Annotated in this window: 18 protein-coding genes; 13 read left to right on the top strand and 5 right to left on the bottom strand. The window is 68.6% G+C overall.

Annotation, left to right across the window (positions count from 1 at the left end; translation table 11 throughout):
• The first annotated feature begins 192 nt into the window (after positions 1-192).
• The 3 genes from ROP_RS07240 to ROP_RS07230 all read left to right on the top strand — a co-directional run bounded on the left by ROP_RS07240 (position 193) and on the right by ROP_RS07230 (position 3,561).
• Complete coding sequence (locus ROP_RS07240) at positions 193-810, top strand: TetR/AcrR family transcriptional regulator (protein ID WP_043826338.1); 618 nt, start codon at positions 193-195, stop codon at positions 808-810.
• 208 nt (positions 811-1,018) lie between these two features.
• On the top strand, positions 1,019-2,548 hold the full coding sequence (locus ROP_RS07235; RefSeq protein ID WP_012688680.1) for an APC family permease: 1,530 nt from the start codon (positions 1,019-1,021) through the stop codon (positions 2,546-2,548).
• An 86-nt stretch (positions 2,549-2,634) separates the two neighbouring features.
• The gene (locus tag ROP_RS07230; RefSeq protein ID WP_012688679.1) at positions 2,635-3,561 is read left to right on the top strand and encodes a LysR family transcriptional regulator; all 927 of its coding nucleotides are present in this window, start codon (positions 2,635-2,637) and stop codon (positions 3,559-3,561) included.
• Between the two features lie 15 nt (positions 3,562-3,576).
• Here the strand turns inward: ROP_RS07230 and ROP_RS07225 are convergent, their stop codons facing one another.
• Positions 3,577-4,782 (bottom strand): enhanced intracellular survival protein Eis, encoded by a 1,206-nt coding sequence (locus tag ROP_RS07225; RefSeq protein ID WP_012688678.1) that lies wholly within the window; start codon positions 4,780-4,782, stop codon positions 3,577-3,579.
• Between the two features lie 120 nt (positions 4,783-4,902).
• On the opposite strand from ROP_RS07225, the gene ROP_RS07220 reads away from it, so the two are divergent.
• Positions 4,903-5,580, top strand: coding sequence for a YrhK family protein (locus tag ROP_RS07220; protein WP_012688677.1), 678 nt, complete (start codon positions 4,903-4,905; stop codon positions 5,578-5,580).
• Here ROP_RS07220 and ROP_RS07215 read toward each other — a convergent pair.
• The gene (locus ROP_RS07215; protein WP_043826336.1) at positions 5,538-6,446 is read right to left on the bottom strand and encodes a dienelactone hydrolase family protein; all 909 of its coding nucleotides are present in this window, start codon (positions 6,444-6,446) and stop codon (positions 5,538-5,540) included. The two genes, ROP_RS07220 and ROP_RS07215, sit on opposite strands and share 43 nt — an antisense overlap.
• Positions 6,447-6,638: 192 nt before the next feature.
• On the opposite strand from ROP_RS07215, the gene ROP_RS07210 reads away from it, so the two are divergent.
• The 6 genes from ROP_RS07210 to ROP_RS07185 are packed head-to-tail and all read left to right on the top strand — an operon-like array spanning position 6,639 to position 12,362.
• Positions 6,639-7,259 carry a flavin reductase family protein gene (locus ROP_RS07210; protein ID WP_043824355.1) on the top strand — a complete coding sequence of 207 codons (621 nt, stop codon included), beginning with the start codon at positions 6,639-6,641 and terminating at the stop codon, positions 7,257-7,259.
• A complete protein-coding gene (locus ROP_RS07205; RefSeq protein WP_012688674.1) occupies positions 7,256-8,716 on the top strand; it encodes a 4-hydroxyphenylacetate 3-hydroxylase family protein in 1,461 nt (486 codons plus the stop codon). Before ROP_RS07210 ends, ROP_RS07205 begins: the two co-directional genes overlap by 4 nt.
• On the top strand, positions 8,713-9,126 hold the full coding sequence (locus tag ROP_RS07200; RefSeq protein WP_012688673.1) for a RidA family protein: 414 nt from the start codon (positions 8,713-8,715) through the stop codon (positions 9,124-9,126). Before ROP_RS07205 ends, ROP_RS07200 begins: the two co-directional genes overlap by 4 nt.
• Complete coding sequence (locus tag ROP_RS07195) at positions 9,123-9,794, top strand: DUF1028 domain-containing protein (RefSeq protein WP_012688672.1); 672 nt, start codon at positions 9,123-9,125, stop codon at positions 9,792-9,794. The genes ROP_RS07200 and ROP_RS07195 overlap by 4 nt, the downstream gene beginning before the upstream one ends.
• Positions 9,791-10,939, top strand: coding sequence for a M20 family metallopeptidase (locus ROP_RS07190; protein WP_012688671.1), 1,149 nt, complete (start codon positions 9,791-9,793; stop codon positions 10,937-10,939). Before ROP_RS07195 ends, ROP_RS07190 begins: the two co-directional genes overlap by 4 nt.
• A 19-nt stretch (positions 10,940-10,958) precedes the next feature.
• The gene (locus ROP_RS07185) at positions 10,959-12,362 is read left to right on the top strand and encodes an aspartate ammonia-lyase (protein WP_012688670.1); all 1,404 of its coding nucleotides are present in this window, start codon (positions 10,959-10,961) and stop codon (positions 12,360-12,362) included.
• 32 nt (positions 12,363-12,394) lie between these two features.
• On the opposite strand, the gene ROP_RS07180 is transcribed toward ROP_RS07185, so the two are convergent.
• Together ROP_RS07180 and ROP_RS07175 are read right to left on the bottom strand one after the other, a co-directional pair.
• Positions 12,395-12,796, bottom strand: coding sequence for a VOC family protein (locus ROP_RS07180; protein ID WP_012688669.1), 402 nt, complete (start codon positions 12,794-12,796; stop codon positions 12,395-12,397).
• A gap of 155 nt (positions 12,797-12,951) precedes the next feature.
• A complete protein-coding gene (locus ROP_RS07175; protein WP_012688668.1) occupies positions 12,952-14,364 on the bottom strand; it encodes a purine-cytosine permease family protein in 1,413 nt (470 codons plus the stop codon).
• 146 nt (positions 14,365-14,510) lie between these two features.
• Here ROP_RS07175 and ROP_RS07170 point away from each other — a divergent pair, with 146 nt between their 5' ends.
• The 3 genes from ROP_RS07170 to ROP_RS07160 all read left to right on the top strand — a co-directional run bounded on the left by ROP_RS07170 (position 14,511) and on the right by ROP_RS07160 (position 16,562).
• Entirely contained in the window at positions 14,511-15,254 is a 744-nt protein-coding gene (locus ROP_RS07170) for a DUF429 domain-containing protein (protein WP_012688667.1), read from the top strand.
• 102 nt (positions 15,255-15,356) lie between these two features.
• Positions 15,357-16,001 carry a DNA alkylation repair protein gene (locus ROP_RS07165; RefSeq protein WP_050785185.1) on the top strand — a complete coding sequence of 215 codons (645 nt, stop codon included), beginning with the start codon at positions 15,357-15,359 and terminating at the stop codon, positions 15,999-16,001.
• A 105-nt stretch (positions 16,002-16,106) separates the two neighbouring features.
• Positions 16,107-16,562, top strand: a complete 456-nt coding sequence (locus ROP_RS07160; protein ID WP_012688665.1) for a tellurite resistance TerB family protein — start codon at positions 16,107-16,109, stop codon at positions 16,560-16,562.
• 40 nt (positions 16,563-16,602) lie between these two features.
• Here the strand turns inward: ROP_RS07160 and ROP_RS07155 are convergent, their stop codons facing one another.
• Positions 16,603-19,863 (bottom strand): arabinosyltransferase domain-containing protein, encoded by a 3,261-nt coding sequence (locus tag ROP_RS07155; RefSeq protein ID WP_043826332.1) that lies wholly within the window; start codon positions 19,861-19,863, stop codon positions 16,603-16,605.
• Between the last annotated feature and the right edge of the window lie 79 nt (positions 19,864-19,942).

Raw genomic sequence — 19,942 nt, 5'->3', positions numbered from 1 at the left:
GGCGGGGAGTGGGTTCGCTGTGGCGGCCTGCGCACGCGGCTGGCTGGCCGTTCCACGGTCGCCGAGACGGGCGATTCTTTGCGATCTGTCTCAAATAATTACCGATCGAATGCGGAAAGTCCAGGCTTGGTCAGCGAAATACCGCTCCGATTGCCACTTGTTTATTGATGAAGTTCATCAATAATGGTGGTCATGGCACGTCCGAAGCGGCAGGGAATCCGGCGAAGTGAGATGGTCTCGGCGGCCACCACCGCGATCACCAAGCGGGGCATGACCGGGCTGCGCATCAAGGACGTCGCGGAGGAGGCGGGCCTGTCGGCGGGTCTGGTCAGCTACTACTACCCGTCGCTCGAGGATCTGCTCGTCGAGGTGCACGAGCACGCAGTCGACCGGTTCTACCGGCGCAGGCACGACGCGGTGCAGGACCTCGCCGATCCGGTCGAGCGGCTGCGCACCACGGTGCGCCTGGGCATTCCCGATGCCGCCGACGACCCTTTGTGCACGGTCCTGTACGAACTGCATCTCCACGCGAGCCGCAACGGGACGCACTCCGCACTGCTGTCGACGCTGTTCGACCTGGAGGTGTCGCTGTACAGCACCGTGCTCGAGATAGGCCGGTCCCAGGGCGTGTTCACGCCCTCGATGCCCACCGAGGAGATCGCCCGCACGGCGGTGAGCCTCGAGGACGCCTACGGCCTCCACATCATCGCGCGGAACCGGCGCATCGAGCCGTGGACCGCACGGAACAGCGTCCTTCGCTATCTCGAGACCGTGCTGTCGTGCTCCATCGCCGAGTTCGCCGCGGACTAGAGCTGCGGGGCGAGGATTTGCGGGAGACCTGGCATCTGCAGAACTGATGCACTACCCCGGATCTTTGTGCTGTACAGATTTGCCGGGTGCGGACGAGAGTAGTGACCGGCATCACTGCAGCGTTTACCGCCGAAGACTGATACCGCGCCGGTCGAAAAGCGGTAGTACGCAGACGCATTCCTATCGACTCCAGCAACGAGGTACATCGATGAGCGACAACACCCCCACCGCCCTGGCGGACGAACAGACGCAACATCTCAAGAAGTCCCTCGGTCGTTTCGACATCGTCTTCCTCATCGTCGCGGCGGTGGTGTCGGTCGAGGTCCTCGGCCAGGTCTCCACGTTCGGCGCGGAGACGTTCACCTGGGCGCTCGTGCTCGCCGTGTTCTTCCTCCTGCCGTACGGGCTGATCTTCGCCGAGATCGGCAGCACGTTCACCGGCGAGGGCGGCGTCTACGTGTGGGTCCGGCGAGCGTTCGGCCGTCCCCTCGCCGCGCTCGCGTCGCTGCTGACGTGGGTGACCCAGCCCGTGTGGGTCGGCGGGTCGATGGCGTTCATCGCCGCCGAGACGTGGAACCACTACGTCACCGACTTCGAGGAGGGCTCGGTGACGGACTATCTGTTCAAACTCGTCTTCATCTGGCTGACGGTGCTCGCGGCCGTGGTGAGTCTCGCACGGGGCAAATGGATTCCGACAGTCGGCGCGTTCCTGAAAATCGTGTTCCTGCTGTTCTTCCTCGTCACCACCGGGATCTACGCCGCGAAGAACGGTTTCGCCGGCATCTCCGCCGGAGACTTCAGCCCCACCCTCACCGGACTCCTCGGCGTCACGCCGTTGCTGCTGTTCTCCTACCTCGGTTTCGAATCCGGGAACAGTGCCGCCGGCGAGATGAAGAACCCCGCCCGCGACGTCCCGATCTCCATCGCCCGCGCCTGCGCCATCGCCGCCGCGTCCTACCTGCTGCCGATCTTCGCGATCCTCCTCGTCGTGCCCGCGGACGACATCACCGGTGTCGGCGGCCTCCTCGAGGCGGTCGCAACCGTGTACAGCGTCTACGGACCTGCCGCGCCCGCCATGCTGACGGTGACCGGGGTGATCTTCGCGGTGATCCTGATGACCCAGGGTGCGGCGTGGATGATCATCAGCGACCGCATGCAGGCGATGGCCGCGGCCGACGGCGCCTTCTTCGGCGGATTCTTCGGCCGGTTCCATCCCCGACTCGGAACGCCGGTGCGCGTCAACTTCCTGTCCGGGCTCGTCGCCACCGTCTTCATGATCGCGGCGATGCAGATCACCGGCTCCGGCGGTTCCGTCTTCGCGGTGGTGCTGACGATCTCGATCTCGACGTTCCTGCTCAGCTACCTGATCGTCATCCCGTCGGCCGTCCGGTTGCGCACGCGGTTCCCGGACGTCGCCCGGCCCTTCCGGGTGCCCACCGGAAACGTCGGCTTCCGCGTCCTCGGCTCCCTCTGCTTCGCCTGGGTGCTGCTCGGGTCGTGGGTGGCGGTGTTCCCCGGCACGCTGGAATCGGTGTTCGGCCTGGACTACGACTTCGACGAGATCTGGGGCGTGAGCCAGGCGACGTTCGAGGTTTTCACCCTCGGGACGCTGGCCGTGCTCGCGCTCCTCGGCGCCGTCGGCTACGTGCGGGGCAAGCCGGTGCGGTCCGCGAGCGTCCCGCGTTCGGTGCGCGACGACGAGCCGGACCCCGGCCTCGTGAAGGCCGACCTCCGCTGACGGGGCCACGGCCGCCGCGGGTGTCGGAGGTGGCTCCCCGGTCGGAGACCTGCGATCCTGGTGGCCTCAGATCCCGAGGAGAGCGCATGCAACGACGACCCGACGTGACGTTCACCCAGCTCAGGTATTTCGTCGAGGCCGCGAACTTCTCCAGCATGACCAAGGCCGCCGACGAACTGATGGTCGCGCAGTCGGCGGTGTCTTCGGCGATCTCCCAGCTCGAGCACCAGATCGGCACCCAGCTGTTCATCCGGCAACGGTCCCGCGGGCTCGTGCTGACGGCGGCGGGGGAGGAAATGCTCCGCGACACCCGCAGCGTCCTCGCCCATCTCGGGGAGGTCCTCGACGCGGCGCGCGGCCACGAGGACACCGTCCGCGGGACGGTGCGCCTGGCCTGCTTCGTCACGCTCACCCCGTTCATCCTCCCGACGCTCATCTCGGACCTGCGCGATCAGCACCCCGACCTCGAGGTGGAGGTCGTCGAGACCCAGGCGGAGGCGGTGCGGGCGGCACTGCGGAACGGCACCGCGGAATTGGCCCTCACCTACGACCTCGCACTGGGCGAAGACATGGAGACGGAGACGCTGGGCGTCGCCCGACCGCACGTCGTCCTGCCCCCGGACCACCGGCTGGCGGGCCACGACGCGATCGCGCTCGCGGACCTCGAGGGCGAACCCATGGTGCTGCTGGACCTGCCGAGCAGCCGCGACTATTTCCTCGCCATGCTGTCGGGGTCGGGGGTGACCCCGATGGTCCGCTACCGGTCGGCGAGTTACGAAACGGTGCGTGGTCTCGTCGCCCGTGGACACGGCTTCTCGATACTGAACCAGCGGCCCGCCGACGGCCGGACATACGACGGCGGAAGGGTCACGACACTGCCGATCACCGACGACGTTCCCGGACTCCCCGTCGTCCTGGCCCGGCTGAAGGGGGTCCGGAGCACGGCTCGGGCCCGCGCCGTCGCCGAACGGGCGCGGGCCGTGTTCGCGAAACAGGCACGGACGTCGGGCTAGAAACTGGGCGGAAAGCTAGAAGGCCCACCCCATCTGGGCGTCGCGGCCGGAGCCGAACGCGTGCTCGAACCGGTCGAGAACGTCGGCGTCGGCGGCCCACAGCCGGTTCGCCGCAGCGAACGTCCGCGCCCGGTGCGCCCCGAGGTACAGGCTGCCGAGCACGTCCAGGTCGAGGACCAGGTGCGGCGTGGCGTCGGTCCGCGTGCACACGGCCTTGCCGTCCCGGACGGACAGGGAGAATCTGCCACCGGCGTCCAGGAACCCGTCGTCGACCTGCACCACCACGTCGAGGTCGCCGCGGAACGTGCGGGCCTCCAGCGCGGCGGGGACGTCCATGATCCGCACCCACAACTCGTCGTGACGCGACGACGTGCGCACCAGCCGGCCGTCGGTGAGCAGATAGGGCAGCGGATCCTCCGGGGTGAGGTTCGCTTCGATGCGGCGCACGAGGTCGAGGCCGAGCATCGCCCGCCACAGCGCGGCGTGGGCGTCGGAGGTGACCGTGCGGATCTCCTCCACCCGGGCGAACGATCCGTTGTCGCCGGAGGCGCGGCGGTACAGCACGTAACCGTCGTCGTGGACGAGCCCGAACAATGCTGTGCCGCCACCCCGTTCGCTCTCGCGGTCGGCGAAGATCCGGTTCCACACGATCTCCGGCCGCACCTGCGCCCCCGGCGTCACCTGCTGCCAGCGGTGGTACACGTCCGTGAACGCGGGCCGGGCCTGCGCGGGATGGACCATCCGCACACCGCCCGGGTCCGGGGCCTTCGGGTGCGGGACGGCGAACCGGCGGTCGATGCTCACCGTGGACTCGACGGTGGCGGGTCCGTAACCGAATCGTCCGTAGATGCCGCCCTCGCTGGCGGTGAGAATCGACAGCGGCGCGCCCGACGCCCGGATCCGTGCGTGGTGTTCGGTGTACAGCGCGCGGAGAATGCCACGTCGGCGGTGAGTGGGCGCTACCGTGACCGCGGTGACGCCCGCCGCCGCGACGCTGCCACCGCCGGGAACGGTGACTTCCATCGGAATGTCCATCGTCGCGCCGACGACCTCGTCGCCGTCCAGCGCGATGATCGGCGGTTCACCGCTGACGAGTTGCTTCCAGTGCGCGGTGAATTCCTCCGTCTGCGGTGTCACGAAGCAGATCTCGTTGAGCACGACGATCTTCGGCCAGTCCTGCTCGGTCGCAGTTCTGATCGTGATTCCGCCGGTGCTCGTCATGGTTCGACCCTGGCACACCCCGCGTGGACTCGCAGCCGAATTTCGGCGCCCGGCCTTGACCGGGACCGAGTCTTCGGAGAGTCTGAGAAATCCGGGCCGACGGATGAGGGGGACGTCACGATGGCGAAGGACCGTGCCTCCTCCGCACCGCGCCGGGTGTTGCGCCTACGACGGGAGTCCTGGGGATTCGTCGTCGGCTCCTTCCTGTTCGGGATGGCGGCCACCCGGGTGTACGGGCACGCGGTCGGCCCCGAGATCGACAACATCACGTACTTCGTCGGGTCGCTGTTCTTCACCGCCGCCGGGTTCATCCAGTTGCGGCTCAGTGGCAGACCGGTCCCCGGGGACGACTCCGAGACGGTCGAACGCTACGACTGGTGGGCCGCACTGATCCAGTTCGTCGGCACCCTGCTGTTCAACATCAGTACCGGGGTGGCGCTCATCAACGGGCTCACCGTCGAGCAGGACCGGGTGTGGGGATGGCGGCCCGACATCTTCGGGTCGACGGCCTTCCTCGTCGCCAGCGCTCTGGCGGTGGTGGCCACCACCGAAACCGACAAGCTGTGGGACCCGCACGCCCGGAACTGGCGCAGTACCTGGCTGAACATGATCGGGTCGGTGGCGTTCGGGGTGTCCGCGGTCGCCGCGTTCATCGTGCCCGGCACCGACGTGCTGAAGAACGCGACGGTCGCGGACCTGGGGACGTTCGTGGGCGCGGTCTGCTTCCTCGTCGCCGCGCTGCTGATGCGACCGCCTCACCCCACGTATTCGCCGAACCAGGCGAGGACGCGTTCGTAGGCCTCCGCCGCCGCGGCCGCGTTGTACCGAGGCCCGGTGTCGTTGAAGAATGCGTGATCGGCACCCGGGACCGTGACGATCTCGTGCGGTAACCCCGCCTTCGTGAGTGCCGCCGCGGCGGCGTCGCGGGATGCGTTCACCCGCGCGTCCAACTCCGCGTAGATGGCGAGGACCGCGGCTTTCGACCCGGAGAAGTCCGCGCCCTCGGGTAGGGGGCCGTAGAACGGGACCGCCGCGGCCAGGCGCGGTTCGCCGGACGCGAGGAGTTGCCACACCATCCCACCGCCGAAGCAGAACCCGACCGCCGCCGTCTTCTCGTCCGGTACCCGGCGGCCGAGTTCGTCGACCCCGGCCTTCATGTCGGCGACGAATCGTTCCGGCGGCACGGTGGCCAGCGCGGCGGTGGCCTGGGCCTGGTCGGTGAACGTCGCGGTCCCGCCTTCCTCCGACAGTAGGTCGACGGCCAGCGCCGAGTAGCCGGCACCGGCGAATCGGCCCGCCACCGAGCGGATGTGGTCGGTCAGGCCCTTGTTCTCGTGTATCACGAGCACCGTCCCTCGAGGTTCGGCCGCTTCGGCCCAGGCGCCCTGCAGTTCCCGTCCGTCGGGACCGGGGAAAGTCACAGCCTCGGTGCCGACTGCGTCAGCCACACCCGGTGGCGGGGGCGTCGCCCCGCCGGGCGTCACCGGCGCCGAGGTGGACGACTGCTCGTCGCCGCCGGTGGAACAGGCGGCCAGGAGGGAGGTGGCCGCTGCCACGCCGAGGCCGATGAGTCCGAGTCTGCGCAGCGCCTCCCGGCGCGTCAGCAACCCGTCCGCATGATCGATCGCGATCTCTTCGGCGATGTAGCGCTGCAGTGGCGTCATGATCGTCCCCGTCCGCATCGGCTGATGTAGGAATTATCGCTGGTCGAGGACCTCTGAGGCACCCGTTCCCGCTGCATCGATTTTCGTTATGCAGTGCTCCACTTATCTGTGTTGTACAGATTTCGCCACGGACTCCAAGATTGGTTCCACGCCACGAACTCCTCGCTCACCGCATACAGAAAGGAGCCCGTCATGCCGATCGCCGATCCTCACTCCGCCGTCGAAACAACGGCCCGAACATCGGTGGCCTCACCGACGCCGGACAGCTCGACCGCGAACTTCATCACGGCCATGAGTGCCGTCGCGACCGGAGTCACCGTCGTTGCGACCGACGGTCCCGGCGGGCGCGCCGCGCAGACCGTGAGCGCGATGTGCTCCGTCTCGGCCGACCCGGCGCTGGTGCTGGTCTGCCTCCACGGACGCAGCCCCGTCAACGACGCGATCTCCGAGAACGGCGTCTTCTGCGTCAATGTTCTTGCCACCCAGCATGATCACGTCGCCGACACGTTCGCCGGACGGCCGTGGCCCGGTAAGCAGCGGTGGGATTTCACGTGCGGGCACTGGACCGTGGCCGAATCCGGCTCACCGCGTGTCCACGACGCGATCGCGTCGTTCGACTGCAGCGTCCACGAGGTCATCGAGGCCGGCACCCACCGCATCTACATCGGACGCGTCGCCGCCGTGGAGGCACACCCCGGGGAACCGCTCGTGTACGCCTCCCACACCTACAGCAAGCCCGCAGCATTCGAACCTTCCATCTTTCCCGACTACCCGGACGCACACCCCGCGCCGAGGACCAGGAGCACGAAATGATCCGCACCGGAGACGAATACAGGGAGTCCATCAGGGACGGCCGTGAGGTCTGGGTCGACGGGGAACGTGTCAAGGACGTCGCCGACCATCCCATGTTCAAGCCGATCGTCGACGTTCGGGCCCGCATCTACGACCTCGCGCACGAGGAGGCCACGCAGGACGCGATGACCTACGTCGATCCCGAGTCCGGCGAACGCAACGCCATCGCGAACAAGCTGCCCCGCACGCAGCAGGACTGGCTCGACAAGCGTGCCGCCGTCGACCTCGTTCTGGACGACACCCGGGGAGTGGTCACCCGCGTCGGCGACGAGACCATCGGCGAGATGTGGTCGCTGTTCGACGGGCAGGACGTCCTCAACGAGGTGGACCCGCGCTTCTCGGAGAACATCCGCCGCCATCTCGAGCGGTCGGTGCGGGAGGATCCGTTCCACGTGTCGGCGAACACCGATCCCAAGGGCGACCGGTCCAAGGCTCCGCAGGACCAGGACCCCGACATGCTGCTGCACGTCGTGAAGGAGACCGACAACGGCATCGTCGTCCGCGGCGCGAAGTACGAGACCGCCGCCGCGTACTCCAACCAGGCGTTCACCAAGCCGACCATCGCTAACTGGGGCAACAGCGAACTGTCCGACTACGCCGTCGGATTCGTGCTCGACATGGGTGCTCCGGGGCTGAAGTACATCTCCCGCAACGGGTTCGCCGGCCGCGCACCGGCCGCCGACTATCCGCTCGCCAACCGCGTCGACGAGGTCGAGTCCCTCGTCGTGTTCGACAACGTCGAGATCCCCTGGGAAGACGTGCTGTTCTACCGGCACACCCGCGCCGCCACGTTCATCCGATCCACGCTGCACCGCTACAGTGCGTTCCCGTTCGTGCAGCGCACCCTGCACCTCGCCGACCTGATGATCGGCTCCGCACTGTGGAACGTCAAGCAGAGCGGGCTCGAGAAGCAACAGGCCGTGCAGGAGAAGCTCGCCCAGCTCGCCTGCTACCGGGAGACGATCAACGCCCACCTGACCGCCGCGATCTCGCTGGCCGAGCCCAGCCCCGGCGGACTGCTCATGCCCAACCAGTCCCTGCTCTACACCGGCCGGGTGATGGCGCTCAGCCAGCTGCCCGCGATGATGCACGTCGCCCGCGAACTGTGCGGCGGCCAGATCTGCATCACCCCGGACGCCGCCACGTTCGCCGACCCGGACGTCGCGCCGTGGCTGGAGAAGTTCTACTCCATCAACGACAACTGGGTGGCCGACGACCGTCGCAAGCTTCTCGCATTCGCCCGCGACCTGCTCAACAGCGACTACGCGGGACACCGACTGACGTTCCAGCTGTTCGCCCAGTCGCCGCCGTTCGCGCAGCTCGCGGCCGTGTACCGCAACTTCGACTTCGACGGGCCGCTGGGCCTGGTCAAGGCCGCGGCGGGACTGTCCGACAACGTCGACGGAGGTGCGGCATGACCACCCACACCCGCATCCGCCCGTTCAACACCCGCGAGACGTACCCGGAACAGAACCTCGACAACGATCTCGCGCAGGCCGTCGTCGCAGGCGGTGTCGTGTACCTCCGCGGGCAGATCGGGCAGGATCTCGACACTCGTGAGTCGGTGGGAATCGGCGACGTCGAGGCCCAGGCCGAGAAGGCGATGGCGAATATCGCGATGCTGCTGAAGGAATCGGGCAGCCGCCTCGAGGACGTCGTCAAGGTCACCATCTACCTGGTCGACGTCCGGTACCGGGAGGCGGTCTACCGGGTGGTCGGGCGCTGGCTGAAGGGTGTGCACCCGGTGTCCACCGGCCTCGTCGTCGACGCCCTCGCCCGGCCCGAATGGCTCGTCGAGATCGACGCGACGGCCGTGATCAGCTCATGACGTTCTCGCTCGTCGCCCGCGATCCGGGCGGCGCGTTCGGGATGGTCGTCTGCTCCTCCAGCCCCGCCGTGGCGTCGCGCTGCCTGCACGTGCGGCCCGGCGTCGGCGTCGTCGCCTCCCAGAACGTCACCAATCCGCAACTGGGACCGATCGGCCTCGACGCCCTCGCGTCCGGTGCGAACGCGGAGACCGCGCTGAAATCCGCGCTCGCGCAGGAGAAGTTCCCGGAGTACCGGCAGCTCGTCGTCGTGGATTCAGGCGGCGGCACCGCGGTGCACTCGGGTGCGCAGACGCTGGGCATCTCCAGCAGCGCGCAGGGTAGCGGCGCTGCCGTCGCCGGCAACATGCTCCGCGACGAAGGCGTCATCCGGTCGCTGCTGTTCGGCTACGTGTCGAGCACGGCCCCGACGTTCGAGGGCCGACTGCTCGACGGTCTCACCGCCGCCGTCACCGCAGGCGGTGAGGCCGGGCCCGTGCACTCCGCGGGACTGCAGGTGGTCGAGGACGTGCCCTGGCCCGTCACCGACCTGCGCGTCGACTGGCACGACGACCCGGCCGGCGAACTACGCCGGCTGTGGACGGTGTGGGAACCGCAGAAGCGGGACTACCGGATGCGGGGTGTCGACCCGACGGCCGCACCGTCCTACGGCGTGCCGGGGGACCTGTGACCGCCGATGCCGCAATCCGGGAGGGCGCCAGGCGCGCGGAAGACCGGATCCTGGCCCTGTCGCACGACCTTCACGCACACCCGGAGGTCGCGTGGGAGGAGGAACGCTCGTGCGTCCGGGTCGCCGGGGTGCTCTCGGACGCTGGTTTCACGGTGGAGCAGCAGTACGTCGGGCTGCCCACCGCGTTCCGCGCGCAGGTCGGCTCCGGGCCGCTGCATCTCGCGGTGTGCGCGGAGTACGACGCGCTCCCGGGGCTCGGGCACGCCTGCGGGCACAACGTCATCTCCGCGATCTCGGTGGGGACGGCGCTGGCCCTCGCGCCGCTCGTCGACGACCTCGGCATCACCCTGTCGGTGCTCGGCACCCCCGCCGAGGAAGGCGGGGGCGGCAAGATCGACATGCTCAAACGCGGGGCGTTCGAGGGCGTCCACGCCGCCGTCATGGCCCACCCGGGCCCGGTCGACGTCGCCCGCGCCGAGCCGTACGCGGTGTCCCACAGCCACATCCGGTATGACGGCAAGGCCGCGCACGCCGCGGCCTACCCGGAGCGGGGTGTCAACGCGGCCGACGCGTTCACCGTCGCGCAGGTCGCCATCGGTCTGCTCCGGCAACAGCTTCCGTCGACCACCCGCGTGCACGGCATGATGACGCGCGGGGGAGAAGCACCCAACGCCATACCCCAGCGCACCGAGGGTCGCTGGTACGTGCGCGCCGAGACGCTCGACGAACTCGCCCGCGTCGAACCGCGGGTCGCCCGCTGCTTCGAGGCCGGCGCCGTCGCCACCGGCTGCGAACTGACGATCGCCCCCGAGAGCGAACCGTACTCGGAGTTCCGCACCGACGAAGCGCTGCTCGCGTCGTACGTCCGGAACGCGGAGGGACTGGGCCGGGTGTTCCGCACCGGCGCCGACTCGCTGATGAACCGGGCGTCCACCGACATGGGCAACGTCTCGCAGGTGCTTCCCGCGATCCATCCCTACATCGGCATCGATTCCGCGCCCGCCGTCAACCATCAGGCCGAGTTCGCCGCGGCCAGTGCCGCACCCGCGGCCGACCGCGCGGCCGTCGACGGCGCGCTCGCCCTCGCCCTGACCCTGCTCGACGCGGCGACCGACCCCGGTCTCCGCACCCACCTGCTCGTTTAACCACCCCGAAGGAAACCCGATGTCCCGCATCGCCCAGCCCGTCCGCACACGCGTCGAACACGACCTGCTGGGGGAGCGGAACGTCCCGCTCGACGCCCACTACGGCATCCACACCCTCCGGGCGCTGGAGAACTTCACCATCACCGGCACCCCGATCGGCCGCTACCCGGAGCTGGTCGCGGCCCTGGCGTGCGTCAAACAGTCGGCGGCGATTGCGAATCGGCGGCTCGGGTTGCTCGACGAGCGCCGCGCCGACGCCGTCGTCGCCGCCTGCGAGCAGATCCGCGGCGGCGCGCTGCACGACCAGTTCGTCGTCGACGTGATCCAGGGCGGGGCGGGCACGTCGACCAACATGAACGCGAACGAGGTGATCGCCAACCGCGGTCTCGAACTGCTCGGTCACCGGCCCGGCGAGTACATGTTCCTGCATCCCCTCGAACACGTGAACCTGAGCCAGAGCACCAACGATGTCTACCCCACCGCACTGAAGGTGGCGCTGCAGTTCGCGATTCGCCGACTACGCGCCGCCATGGATGGACTCGCGGAAGCCTTCTCCGCGAAGGCCGCCGAGTTCGCGGATCACCTGAAGATGGGACGCACCCAGCTGCAGGACGCCGTTCCGATGACGCTGGGGCAGGAGTTCGGGGCGTTCGCGGTGATGGTCCGGGAGGACGCCGAACGGCTCGAGGAAGCTGCGCTGCTCGTCGCCGAGATCAACCTCGGTGGCACTGCCATCGGCACGGGAATCAACGCCCACCCCGACTACGCCCGGCTGGTGTGCGAGGAACTGCGCGCCGTCAGCGGTCTGCCGCTGGCGACCGCGACAGACCTCGTCGAGGCCACCCAGGACGTCGGCTCCTTCGTCCAGCTGTCGGGGGTGCTCAAGCGCACCGCGGTGAAGCTGTCGAAGATGTGCAACGATCTGCGGCTGCTGTCGTCGGGGCCGCGTGTCGGGCTGGGTGAGATCAATCTTCCTGCGGTGCAGGCCGGGTCGTCCATCATGCCGGGCAAGGTGAATCCTGTTATCCCGGAGGTCGTCAACCAGGTGGCATTCGAGGTGATCGGTAACGACGTCACCATCACCCTCGCCGCGGAGGGCGGCCAGCTGCAGCTGAACGCGTTCGAGCCGATCATCGCGCACAGCCTGTTCGCGTCGCTCAGCCACCTGGCCGCGGCCTGCGAGGCCCTGACCTCCCGCTGCGTCGTGGGGATCACCGCCAACGTCGCGCACATGCGCGCCGGGGTGGAGCGGTCGATCGGGCTGGTCACGGCCCTCAGCCCCTACCTCGGCTACGAGGCCGCGACCCGGCTGGCGGCGGACGCTCTCGACACGGACCGCAGCGTCACCGAACTGGTCCTCGAGCGCGGACTCCTCAGCGCCGAGCAGCTCGACGCCATCCTCCTGCGGCTCCGCCGCCCGTGAGTACTTATTAACCGCCGGACGTTGACAAGTACTCACGGCGCCGGAGGCGCAAAAACTTCGAGCGCAATGTTGTCGGGGTCGCGGAACGAGATGCCGGACCCGTAGTGCGCGTTCTTGATGCCGCCGTGCTCGATTCCGAGTGCGTCGAGCCGCTCCACCCACCCGGGCAGTGCGTCGGGGGAACACTGGAACGCGATGTGGTCGAGCCCGACCCGCCGTTCGTCGAATTTCGCAGGGGCGCCGCTGTCGGGGTGGGTGTGCAGGCCGAAGAGCATGCCCCCGTCCAGCGCGAACACCGTGTGGTGGAACGTCCCCGATTCCTCGTCCTCGTCGAGGACGGGTGCCGAACCGAACAATGTTGTGTACCAGGCGGTGCTGGCCGCCAAGTCGGACACGGTGATCGCGACGTGGGTGAGGCCCGGGAAACTGGACATCTGCGACAACTCTCTGCTCCGGTGAACGCGGGTGTGCTTCGACCCTAACGAGCCGCCGCGGTCCCGTGGTGGACAACGGCCGAACCCCGTCCGATCGGCCGGCACACGAAGACCGCCCGAGCCGGTATCAGGCTCGGGCGGTCAGCGTTCGGGGCCTAGAGCCGCGCGGGCTCCCGCGTGGCGCCGGACGGGGGCTTCGCTCCGGTCGAGCCCCGCCGCGCCAGCAGCAGGTAGACGGGCCCGGTCACCACCAGCCCGGCCACCCAGGACAGGTCGGCGCCGCCGAGGAACGCCGACACCGGCCCCGTGTACAGGGACGTGGCCATGAACGGAATCTGGACGATGATGCCGAGCAGGTACGCGGTGATGGCCGTCCAGTTGAACCGGCCGTAGATGCCGCCGTCGAAACGGAAGATCGAATCGAGGTCGTAGACGCCCTTGTGGACGATGTAGAAGTCGATGAGGTTGATCGCCGTCCACGGCACCAGCACCACCAGGAGCACGACCACCAGATCGACGAAGTGCGAGACGAAGTCGGCCGACAGCGCGATGGCGACGACGGACGCCGCGACGAGGATGAGCGTCGAGAGGATCACCCGGGCGCGGGCGGTCGGAATCCAGCGCGCGCGGAACGTCTGGATCGACGTGATGATGGCGAGGACGGCGCCGTAGAGGTTCAGCGCGTTGTGGCTGATCACGCTGAGCAGGAACAGCACCAGCATGACGCTGCCGAGGCTCCCGGTCGTGGCCTTGACGCCGTCCATCGTGCCCATGCCGACGGGTGCGGCGAGCGTGACGACCGCGCCGAACGCGAACGCGAGGAACGAGCCGAGGGTGCAGCCGAGGTACGTCGCCCAGAATGTCGACGGAACGCCCACGGTCTTGGGGAGGTACCGCGAGTAGTCGGAGACGTAGGGCGCGAACGCGATCTGCCAGAGTGCGCCGAGCGACACGGTGGCCAGCCAGCCGGCGAAGTTGAAGCCACCGCGCGTGAGGAAGTCCGACGGCAGGTCGCCGGTGAGGATGGCGAAAAAGCCCACGAGGATTCCGATTCCGAGAACCCAGGTGCCGATGCGGTTGAGGATGTGGATCAGCCGGTAGCCGATGATGCAGATGACGGCGGAGCCGAGGGCGCCGGCCACGATCCCGACGTCGACGGGGATGCCGCCGACGATCCCGTGCATCGACTGGCCGGCCAGGACGATGTTCGACGAGAAGAAACCGAGATACATGACGGCGGCGATCACCACGATGATGAGCGCGCCGAAGGTGCCGAACTGTCCGCGGCTCTGGATCATCTGGGGGATCCCCATCTGGGGTCCCTGCGCCGAATGCAGCGCCATCAGCGCCCCGCCGGCGAGGTGTCCGACGACGAACGCGACGAGACTCCACCACAGCGAGAGTCCGAACAGGCTGGGCCCGAGGGCGCCGGTCACGATCGGGAGCGGGGCGAGGTTGCCGCCGAACCACAGCGTGAACAGATCACGGACCTTGCCGTGGCGATCGGATTCCGGGACGAACCCGATGGTGTGCTTCTCCAGCATCGGGGCGACGTGGTTGTCGGGCATCAATCCTCCGAACGGTGCGCGAGTGCGCCACTTCTTGGTCGAGTAGTGCAGACCACAATGGCCGGAGGCCTTGAATCTGTACAGAACAACTAACCGATGCGTTGCATCACTTCTGCTGATTCAGCAGGTCGAACTACTCTGGTTCGGTGCGCACCGTGGGAGTCGACCTGGCGGCCGAACCGAAGAAGACGGCCCTGGCCGTCGTCGACTGGTCCGACGGGGTGGCCCGCGTCGAGTCGATCAGGCTGGGAGTCGGCAACGATGCGATCACCGAGGCCGTCCTGGCGTGCGACAGGGCAGGCATCGACGCACCGTTCGGCTGGCCCGACGCGTTCGTCCGGATGGTGTCCGAGCATCACGCCGGCCGACTGCCCGCGACCGACGGTCTCGCGAACCGCGAGGGACGTCGTCCGCTGACCAAGCGGCGCACCGACCTCGTGGTGCAGGCCTCGACGGGGATTGCACCGCTCAGCGTGTCGGCGGACCTCATCGCGCACGTCGCCTTGCGTTGCGCCGGGATCCTCGCCGAACTGGGCGACCTCGGCGTCGACGTCGGCCGCGTCGACGGCCGGGTGGTGGAGGCGTATCCGGCGGCAGCGCTGCGCACGTGGGGGCTGGTGTCACGCGGATACAAGAGTGTCCAGAACCGGGTGAGGCTGGGGGAGTTGGTCGACGCGTTCCTCGCGGCCGCGGACTGGATGGATCTCGGTGCATTCCAGACGCTCTGCCGTGAATCGGACGACGCCCTCGACGCCGTGCTGGCCGCCGTCATCGCGCGGGCCGCCGCTGTCGGCTGCACGGCACCACCCGAAGGCGGCGACCGCGACGTCGCCGAGCGGGAGGGGTGGATTCACCTTCCGACGGCAGGGCTGCAGTCGCTGCGGCCCTGAAAGACCCTGGTCGACGTAAGCTGGGCGCGTTGAGTTGGCGGAGACGTAGAGGAGATCGTTGTGGTGACTCGTGCGGTACCCCAGGCCACGGTCGGCGCCGTGATGGCGGAACTGGCGGCCCTGGAAGATCCGAAGATCCGCGCCGTGAACGAACGCCACGGCGACGATCACGGAGTCAACCTCACCAAGCTGCGCGCCGTCGCCAAGAGTCTCGAGACCCAGCACGACCTCGCCGGCGAACTGTGGGGGACCGGCGACACCGCGGCCCGGCTGGTCGCGATCCTGATCTGCCGCCCCAAGGCGTACACCGCGTCCGAGTTGGATGCCATGCTCCGCGACGCCCGCGTCCCCAAGGTGCACGGCTGGCTCGTCAGCTACGTCGTCAAGAAGAGTCCGCACGTCGAAGAACTGCGCGTCGCGTGGTTCGCCGACCCCGACCCCGTCGTCGCGAGCGCGGGGTGGGCGCTGACCAGCGACCGCGTGGCGAAGGACTCCGGCGACCTCGATCTGCCCGAACTCCTCGACCTCATCGAGGCGCACATGAAGGACGCGCCGGACCGCCTGCAGTGGGCCATGAACGAATGCCTCGCCAACATCGGCATCCATCACCCCGAGCTTCGTGATCGCGCGATCGGCATCGGCGAACGCCTCGAAGTCCTGAAGGACTATCCCACCCCGCCCAATTGCACGTCCCCGTACGCGCCGATCTGGATCAACGAGATCGTCCGCCGCCAGACACAGAGCTAGTCGCGCGGGACCGCGCTGGTAGACCGACCGCGGCGACGTCCGCGCGCGAAACCTGGCAAATTGGACACCACACGCACCGTGCGTGGGCAACGACGAAGGAGTCCAATGGCTTTCTGGGATCAGCTGAAGGCAAAGGCGTTCGAGATGAACGGCCAGCTCAAGACCAAGACGGCACAGTTCCAGAACAAGGAGTTCGCCAACGCCGCCATGGCCATGTGCGCCCTCATCGCCGCGGCGGACGGCACCATCGACCCGTCCGAGCGGCAGAAGACCGCGGGGCTGATCACCAGCAACGAGGCGCTGAAGGTGTTCCCGTCGGACGAGCTGAGCCAGAAATTCGACTGGTACTGCAGCAAGCTGCAGTCCGATTTCGAGTTCGGCAAGATCGAGGCCACCGCGACCATCGCGAAGCTGAAGACCAAGCAGGATCAGGCGCGGGCCGTCATCCAGATCGGCATCGTCATCGGCGGCGCCGACGGCAACTTCGACCAGCACGAGCGAAACGTGGTGCGGGACGCCTGTTTCGCCGTCGGCATCGCGCCGGCCGAATTCGAACTCTGAGGTGAGGGGTGACGCGGCCGGTGCGGGCGCGTCACCGACCTCAGTAGGCGGTGATGATCGGCGCCGGATTCCACAGTCCCGAACGCTGCGTCCGGGTGGCGTCGATCTCCGCGGCCGTCGCGCCGGCGTCGAGGGGAGAGTACTGCTCCACTCCGCCCCAGTCGCGGTCCCAGTCGTCCTTCAGGTACGACGGTATGGTCCGGCTCGCCCGCGTCATCTCGATCCAGCCGAGCGGCCCGCCGCCGTATCGGTCCTGCCACAGGCTGGTCATGATCGCACCGGGACGGTCCGGGAGGATCCGGTACTCGGGCGCCTCCGCGACACCGACGCGGTGATCGAACGGTCGCTGGCACGGAAACGCAAGGCCCACAGCCCAGTCGATCATGACGGGCGCGTCGGAGCCGATCACGTCGTTCAGCGTCTGCGTCCGCGGCACTCGGGGCGGTGTCACCGCGAGCCACTGCTGCGGATCACTGTCCGTGTCCGACGCCACCAGCCGGATGACGTCCGTACCGCCCGGCAGGGAATCGAGCGGAACGCGCAGGTTGCGCCAGGACGGCGCCGGGCCGATGTCGATCGGCGTCACCCGTCCTTCCACCGCGACCGTGCCGTCCTGCTGCGCGGTGCCGTACTCCACCTCGAGGCTCTGGCCGTAGGTGACGACGCCGTCCGCGTCGACGGAGCGGATGCGACCCGCCGCGGCGACGGAGATGATGTCACCCGCACCGGTGTCCGAGTCGGCAGCGGGCAGCCGGTACCAGCCGGTGGTCAGCGACGCGTCGCCGTCGCTGCCGTCGCTGCCGAGGACCGGGGTGCTCGCGGGGTCGAGTCCGAACGGCAGGGCTACGGCACTGCCGTTGACACCCACCGCACCGGCGCCGCCGCCGGTGCCCGCGGCGTTGCTCGACGCCGTCTGCTCGGTGTTGTCGGTCTTGACGGAGTTGGCGACACCGGCATCCGACGATTCCTCGTCCGCGCTGAGGTCTCCGGCGACGCCGTTCGGGCTGAATCCGACGCTGCCGGCGCCCGCCAGTGTCGTCGCCGCGTCACCGGACAGCGGTTGCAGCAGTGACGCATTGGGATCGGTTTCGAGTAGCACGTCGTTGGCCAGGCCGCACGGCGCGCCGGTGACGGCGTCGACGTTCGAGCGGGCGAGGGAGAACGCCGGGTACTGCGCGACCGCGCCCTTCGCCATCGACAGCACCTCGAACAGGACCATCGCGGCGGCCGCCACCGTCAACGGCGGGAGCGCCCACGCGCGGCGCGGCCGCGCGGATCGATTGCGCGTGTAGGGCTCGCGGAAATAGCACCACGCCGCGATCAACAGCATCACCAGGGTGGCGCCGAGCAGGATCGTGCCCGCACCGAGGCCGGCGATCGACACCGGCTTGTCCCACCACGGGACGCTGTAACTCGACACGTACCACCACCCGTTGGTGCTGGTGAAACACATCGCCAGCAGGAACAGCACGGCGGCCGCGAACAGGGCGCGATTGCGTGGCGAGCGCACGACGGCGGTGCCCACCGCCACGGACGCCAGGACGGCGAGCGACCCCGCGAGGCCCGCGTAGATGCCGAAGTGGTGCGTCCACTTGGTGGGTGTGAACATCATCAGGCCCATCGCCGCGAGCGTGATGCCGATGAGCCGCCGCGACGGTCCCGTCGCGGTCCCGGGAATCCGGCCGCCCTTGCGCAGCATCACCAGCACCGTCACGGCCAGGCACAGCACCATCACGAACACACCGAACCGGCGCGACAGCGAACCGTCGACGGAGATGTTCAGCAGGTACTGGTAGCGGAGGTACTCGTCGAACCAGGGGACGTTGGGCCCGATGGCGTGCACGTGCTGCATCTCCATCACGGCGGCGAGAGTCTGATCGGCGAACACCGCCACCAGGATCACGGTCCCCGACGCGACGAGCGGCGCGAGCAGCGCCGAATGGCCCACGGTCTTGGCCCGAGTGATCACGATCTGCAGGATCGGCCGGGCGCCGGCGACGAGGGCGCCGAAGCAGATCAACCCGGACGGTCCCGCGGTGAGCGTGGCCGCACCGACCAGGATCGCCACCGCGGCGGGCAGCAGCCGGCGGGTCGCGACGGCGCGTTCCACCGAGCACCACGTGAGCAGCACACCCACCGCGACGATCGGTTCGGGACGCAGACCGTTGTTGTAGGGGAGCCAGAACGCGAGGAACACCAGGCCACCCGTCCACAGTGCGAGCCGGTTGCCGCGGACGGCGGCGCCGAGTCGCGGTGCGACCTCACGGCTGATCACCAGCCACGCGACGATGCCGGCGAGCAGCGCGGGCAGGCGCACGAACGGGCTGGCCGGTGTGATGTTCGCGAGCACCGCGAGGACGTCGTAATAGGGCGACCCGAACGGCGCCTCGGGGACGCCGTACCAGCGGAAGTAGTTGGCCATGTAGCCCGCGGCCTCGGAGGTGCGGGCCATGTTGAACTGATAGCCGTCGTCGGAGGTGGAGGCGCCGATGAAATGCCACAGCACCAGGGTGCCGAGGACGACGGCGTCGACGGCCCCGAACGACCACCAGCGGGTGGGCAGGAATCGCCGGGCCCGGCGGCCGTCCGCGTTGTCGAGGCGGTGCAGCGCGACGAGCGCGAGAATCGTCGCGAATGCGCCCACCACCATGGCCACGAGTTTGATAGTCGACGGCGTCGACGAGAAGCGGCTGTCGATCTGCGCGGTCACCTGCAGTCCGTCGGGCGCGGGTCCGTCGAGGTCGCTGAAGATGCCCACCATCTGCGGGCGCAAATCGCCGTCGACGACGGTCGGGGCGTCCTGGCCTGCCGTCACGAATCCGGCGGTGGTCCGCGTCGAATCCGAGGACACCACGAGTGTGCAGTCGGCGGGTAGCTGGTTCAGCGGGGACGACAGGAGCACCTGGTTCCGCAGCAGCACCTCGACGCTCGCGGTCGCCGGATTCACCTTGGCGACCAGTCCGTACCTCGCGGCGTCGGCGGCACCGGCCGGCGCGGTGGAGGCCAGGATCCCGCCGCGGTCGGCGAGTTCACCGGCCGTCGAACAGGGGACTCGCACGTCGAGGCTCAGCGGCGCGTAGGAGACGAGCGGCGCCTCGACGCTGCCGGTACTGCCGTTCTGTGGCCAGGAGAGGGTCGCGCTGTCCTGCTCGACCGGAAGGAACGGGAGCGACAACGTGAGCAGCACGCCGATGAGGGAGGCGACGACGGCGAGGAGGCGAGCGGAGCGGACCGACGGGCCGAGAGGAGACGACTGGGGCGGGGTCCCGATCGGCGACTCGTCCGAGTCGTCCCTGGACACATTCGCCGATTCCAGCCTGCTGTCAGTCACGACGTCGGATAGTACCCATCCGCGACGATGGTTAGCGAAGGCAAGGAAC

It is taken from the genome of Rhodococcus opacus B4 (assembly GCF_000010805.1).
Classification (GTDB): domain Bacteria; phylum Actinomycetota; class Actinomycetes; order Mycobacteriales; family Mycobacteriaceae; genus Rhodococcus_F; species Rhodococcus_F opacus_C.
The sequence above is the reverse complement of the archived record's forward strand: the minus strand, read 5'-3'. Positions and strand labels throughout refer to the sequence as shown.

Coding starts and splice junctions, on each gene's coding strand:
- ROP_RS07240 (WP_043826338.1), top strand. CDS start 193: ATGGCACGTCCGAAGCGGCAGGGAATCCGGCGAAGTGAGATGGTCTCG.
- ROP_RS07235 (WP_012688680.1), top strand. CDS start 1,019: ATGAGCGACAACACCCCCACCGCCCTGGCGGACGAACAGACGCAACAT.
- ROP_RS07230 (WP_012688679.1), top strand. CDS start 2,635: ATGCAACGACGACCCGACGTGACGTTCACCCAGCTCAGGTATTTCGTC.
- ROP_RS07225 (WP_012688678.1), bottom strand. CDS start 4,782: ATGACGAGCACCGGCGGAATCACGATCAGAACTGCGACCGAGCAGGAC.
- ROP_RS07220 (WP_012688677.1), top strand. CDS start 4,903: ATGGCGAAGGACCGTGCCTCCTCCGCACCGCGCCGGGTGTTGCGCCTA.
- ROP_RS07215 (WP_043826336.1), bottom strand. CDS start 6,446: ATGACGCCACTGCAGCGCTACATCGCCGAAGAGATCGCGATCGATCAT.
- ROP_RS07210 (WP_043824355.1), top strand. CDS start 6,639: ATGCCGATCGCCGATCCTCACTCCGCCGTCGAAACAACGGCCCGAACA.
- ROP_RS07205 (WP_012688674.1), top strand. CDS start 7,256: ATGATCCGCACCGGAGACGAATACAGGGAGTCCATCAGGGACGGCCGT.
- ROP_RS07200 (WP_012688673.1), top strand. CDS start 8,713: ATGACCACCCACACCCGCATCCGCCCGTTCAACACCCGCGAGACGTAC.
- ROP_RS07195 (WP_012688672.1), top strand. CDS start 9,123: ATGACGTTCTCGCTCGTCGCCCGCGATCCGGGCGGCGCGTTCGGGATG.
- ROP_RS07185 (WP_012688670.1), top strand. CDS start 10,959: ATGTCCCGCATCGCCCAGCCCGTCCGCACACGCGTCGAACACGACCTG.
- ROP_RS07180 (WP_012688669.1), bottom strand. CDS start 12,796: ATGTCCAGTTTCCCGGGCCTCACCCACGTCGCGATCACCGTGTCCGAC.
- ROP_RS07175 (WP_012688668.1), bottom strand. CDS start 14,364: ATGCCCGACAACCACGTCGCCCCGATGCTGGAGAAGCACACCATCGGG.
- ROP_RS07165 (WP_050785185.1), top strand. CDS start 15,357: ATGGCGGAACTGGCGGCCCTGGAAGATCCGAAGATCCGCGCCGTGAAC.
- ROP_RS07160 (WP_012688665.1), top strand. CDS start 16,107: ATGGCTTTCTGGGATCAGCTGAAGGCAAAGGCGTTCGAGATGAACGGC.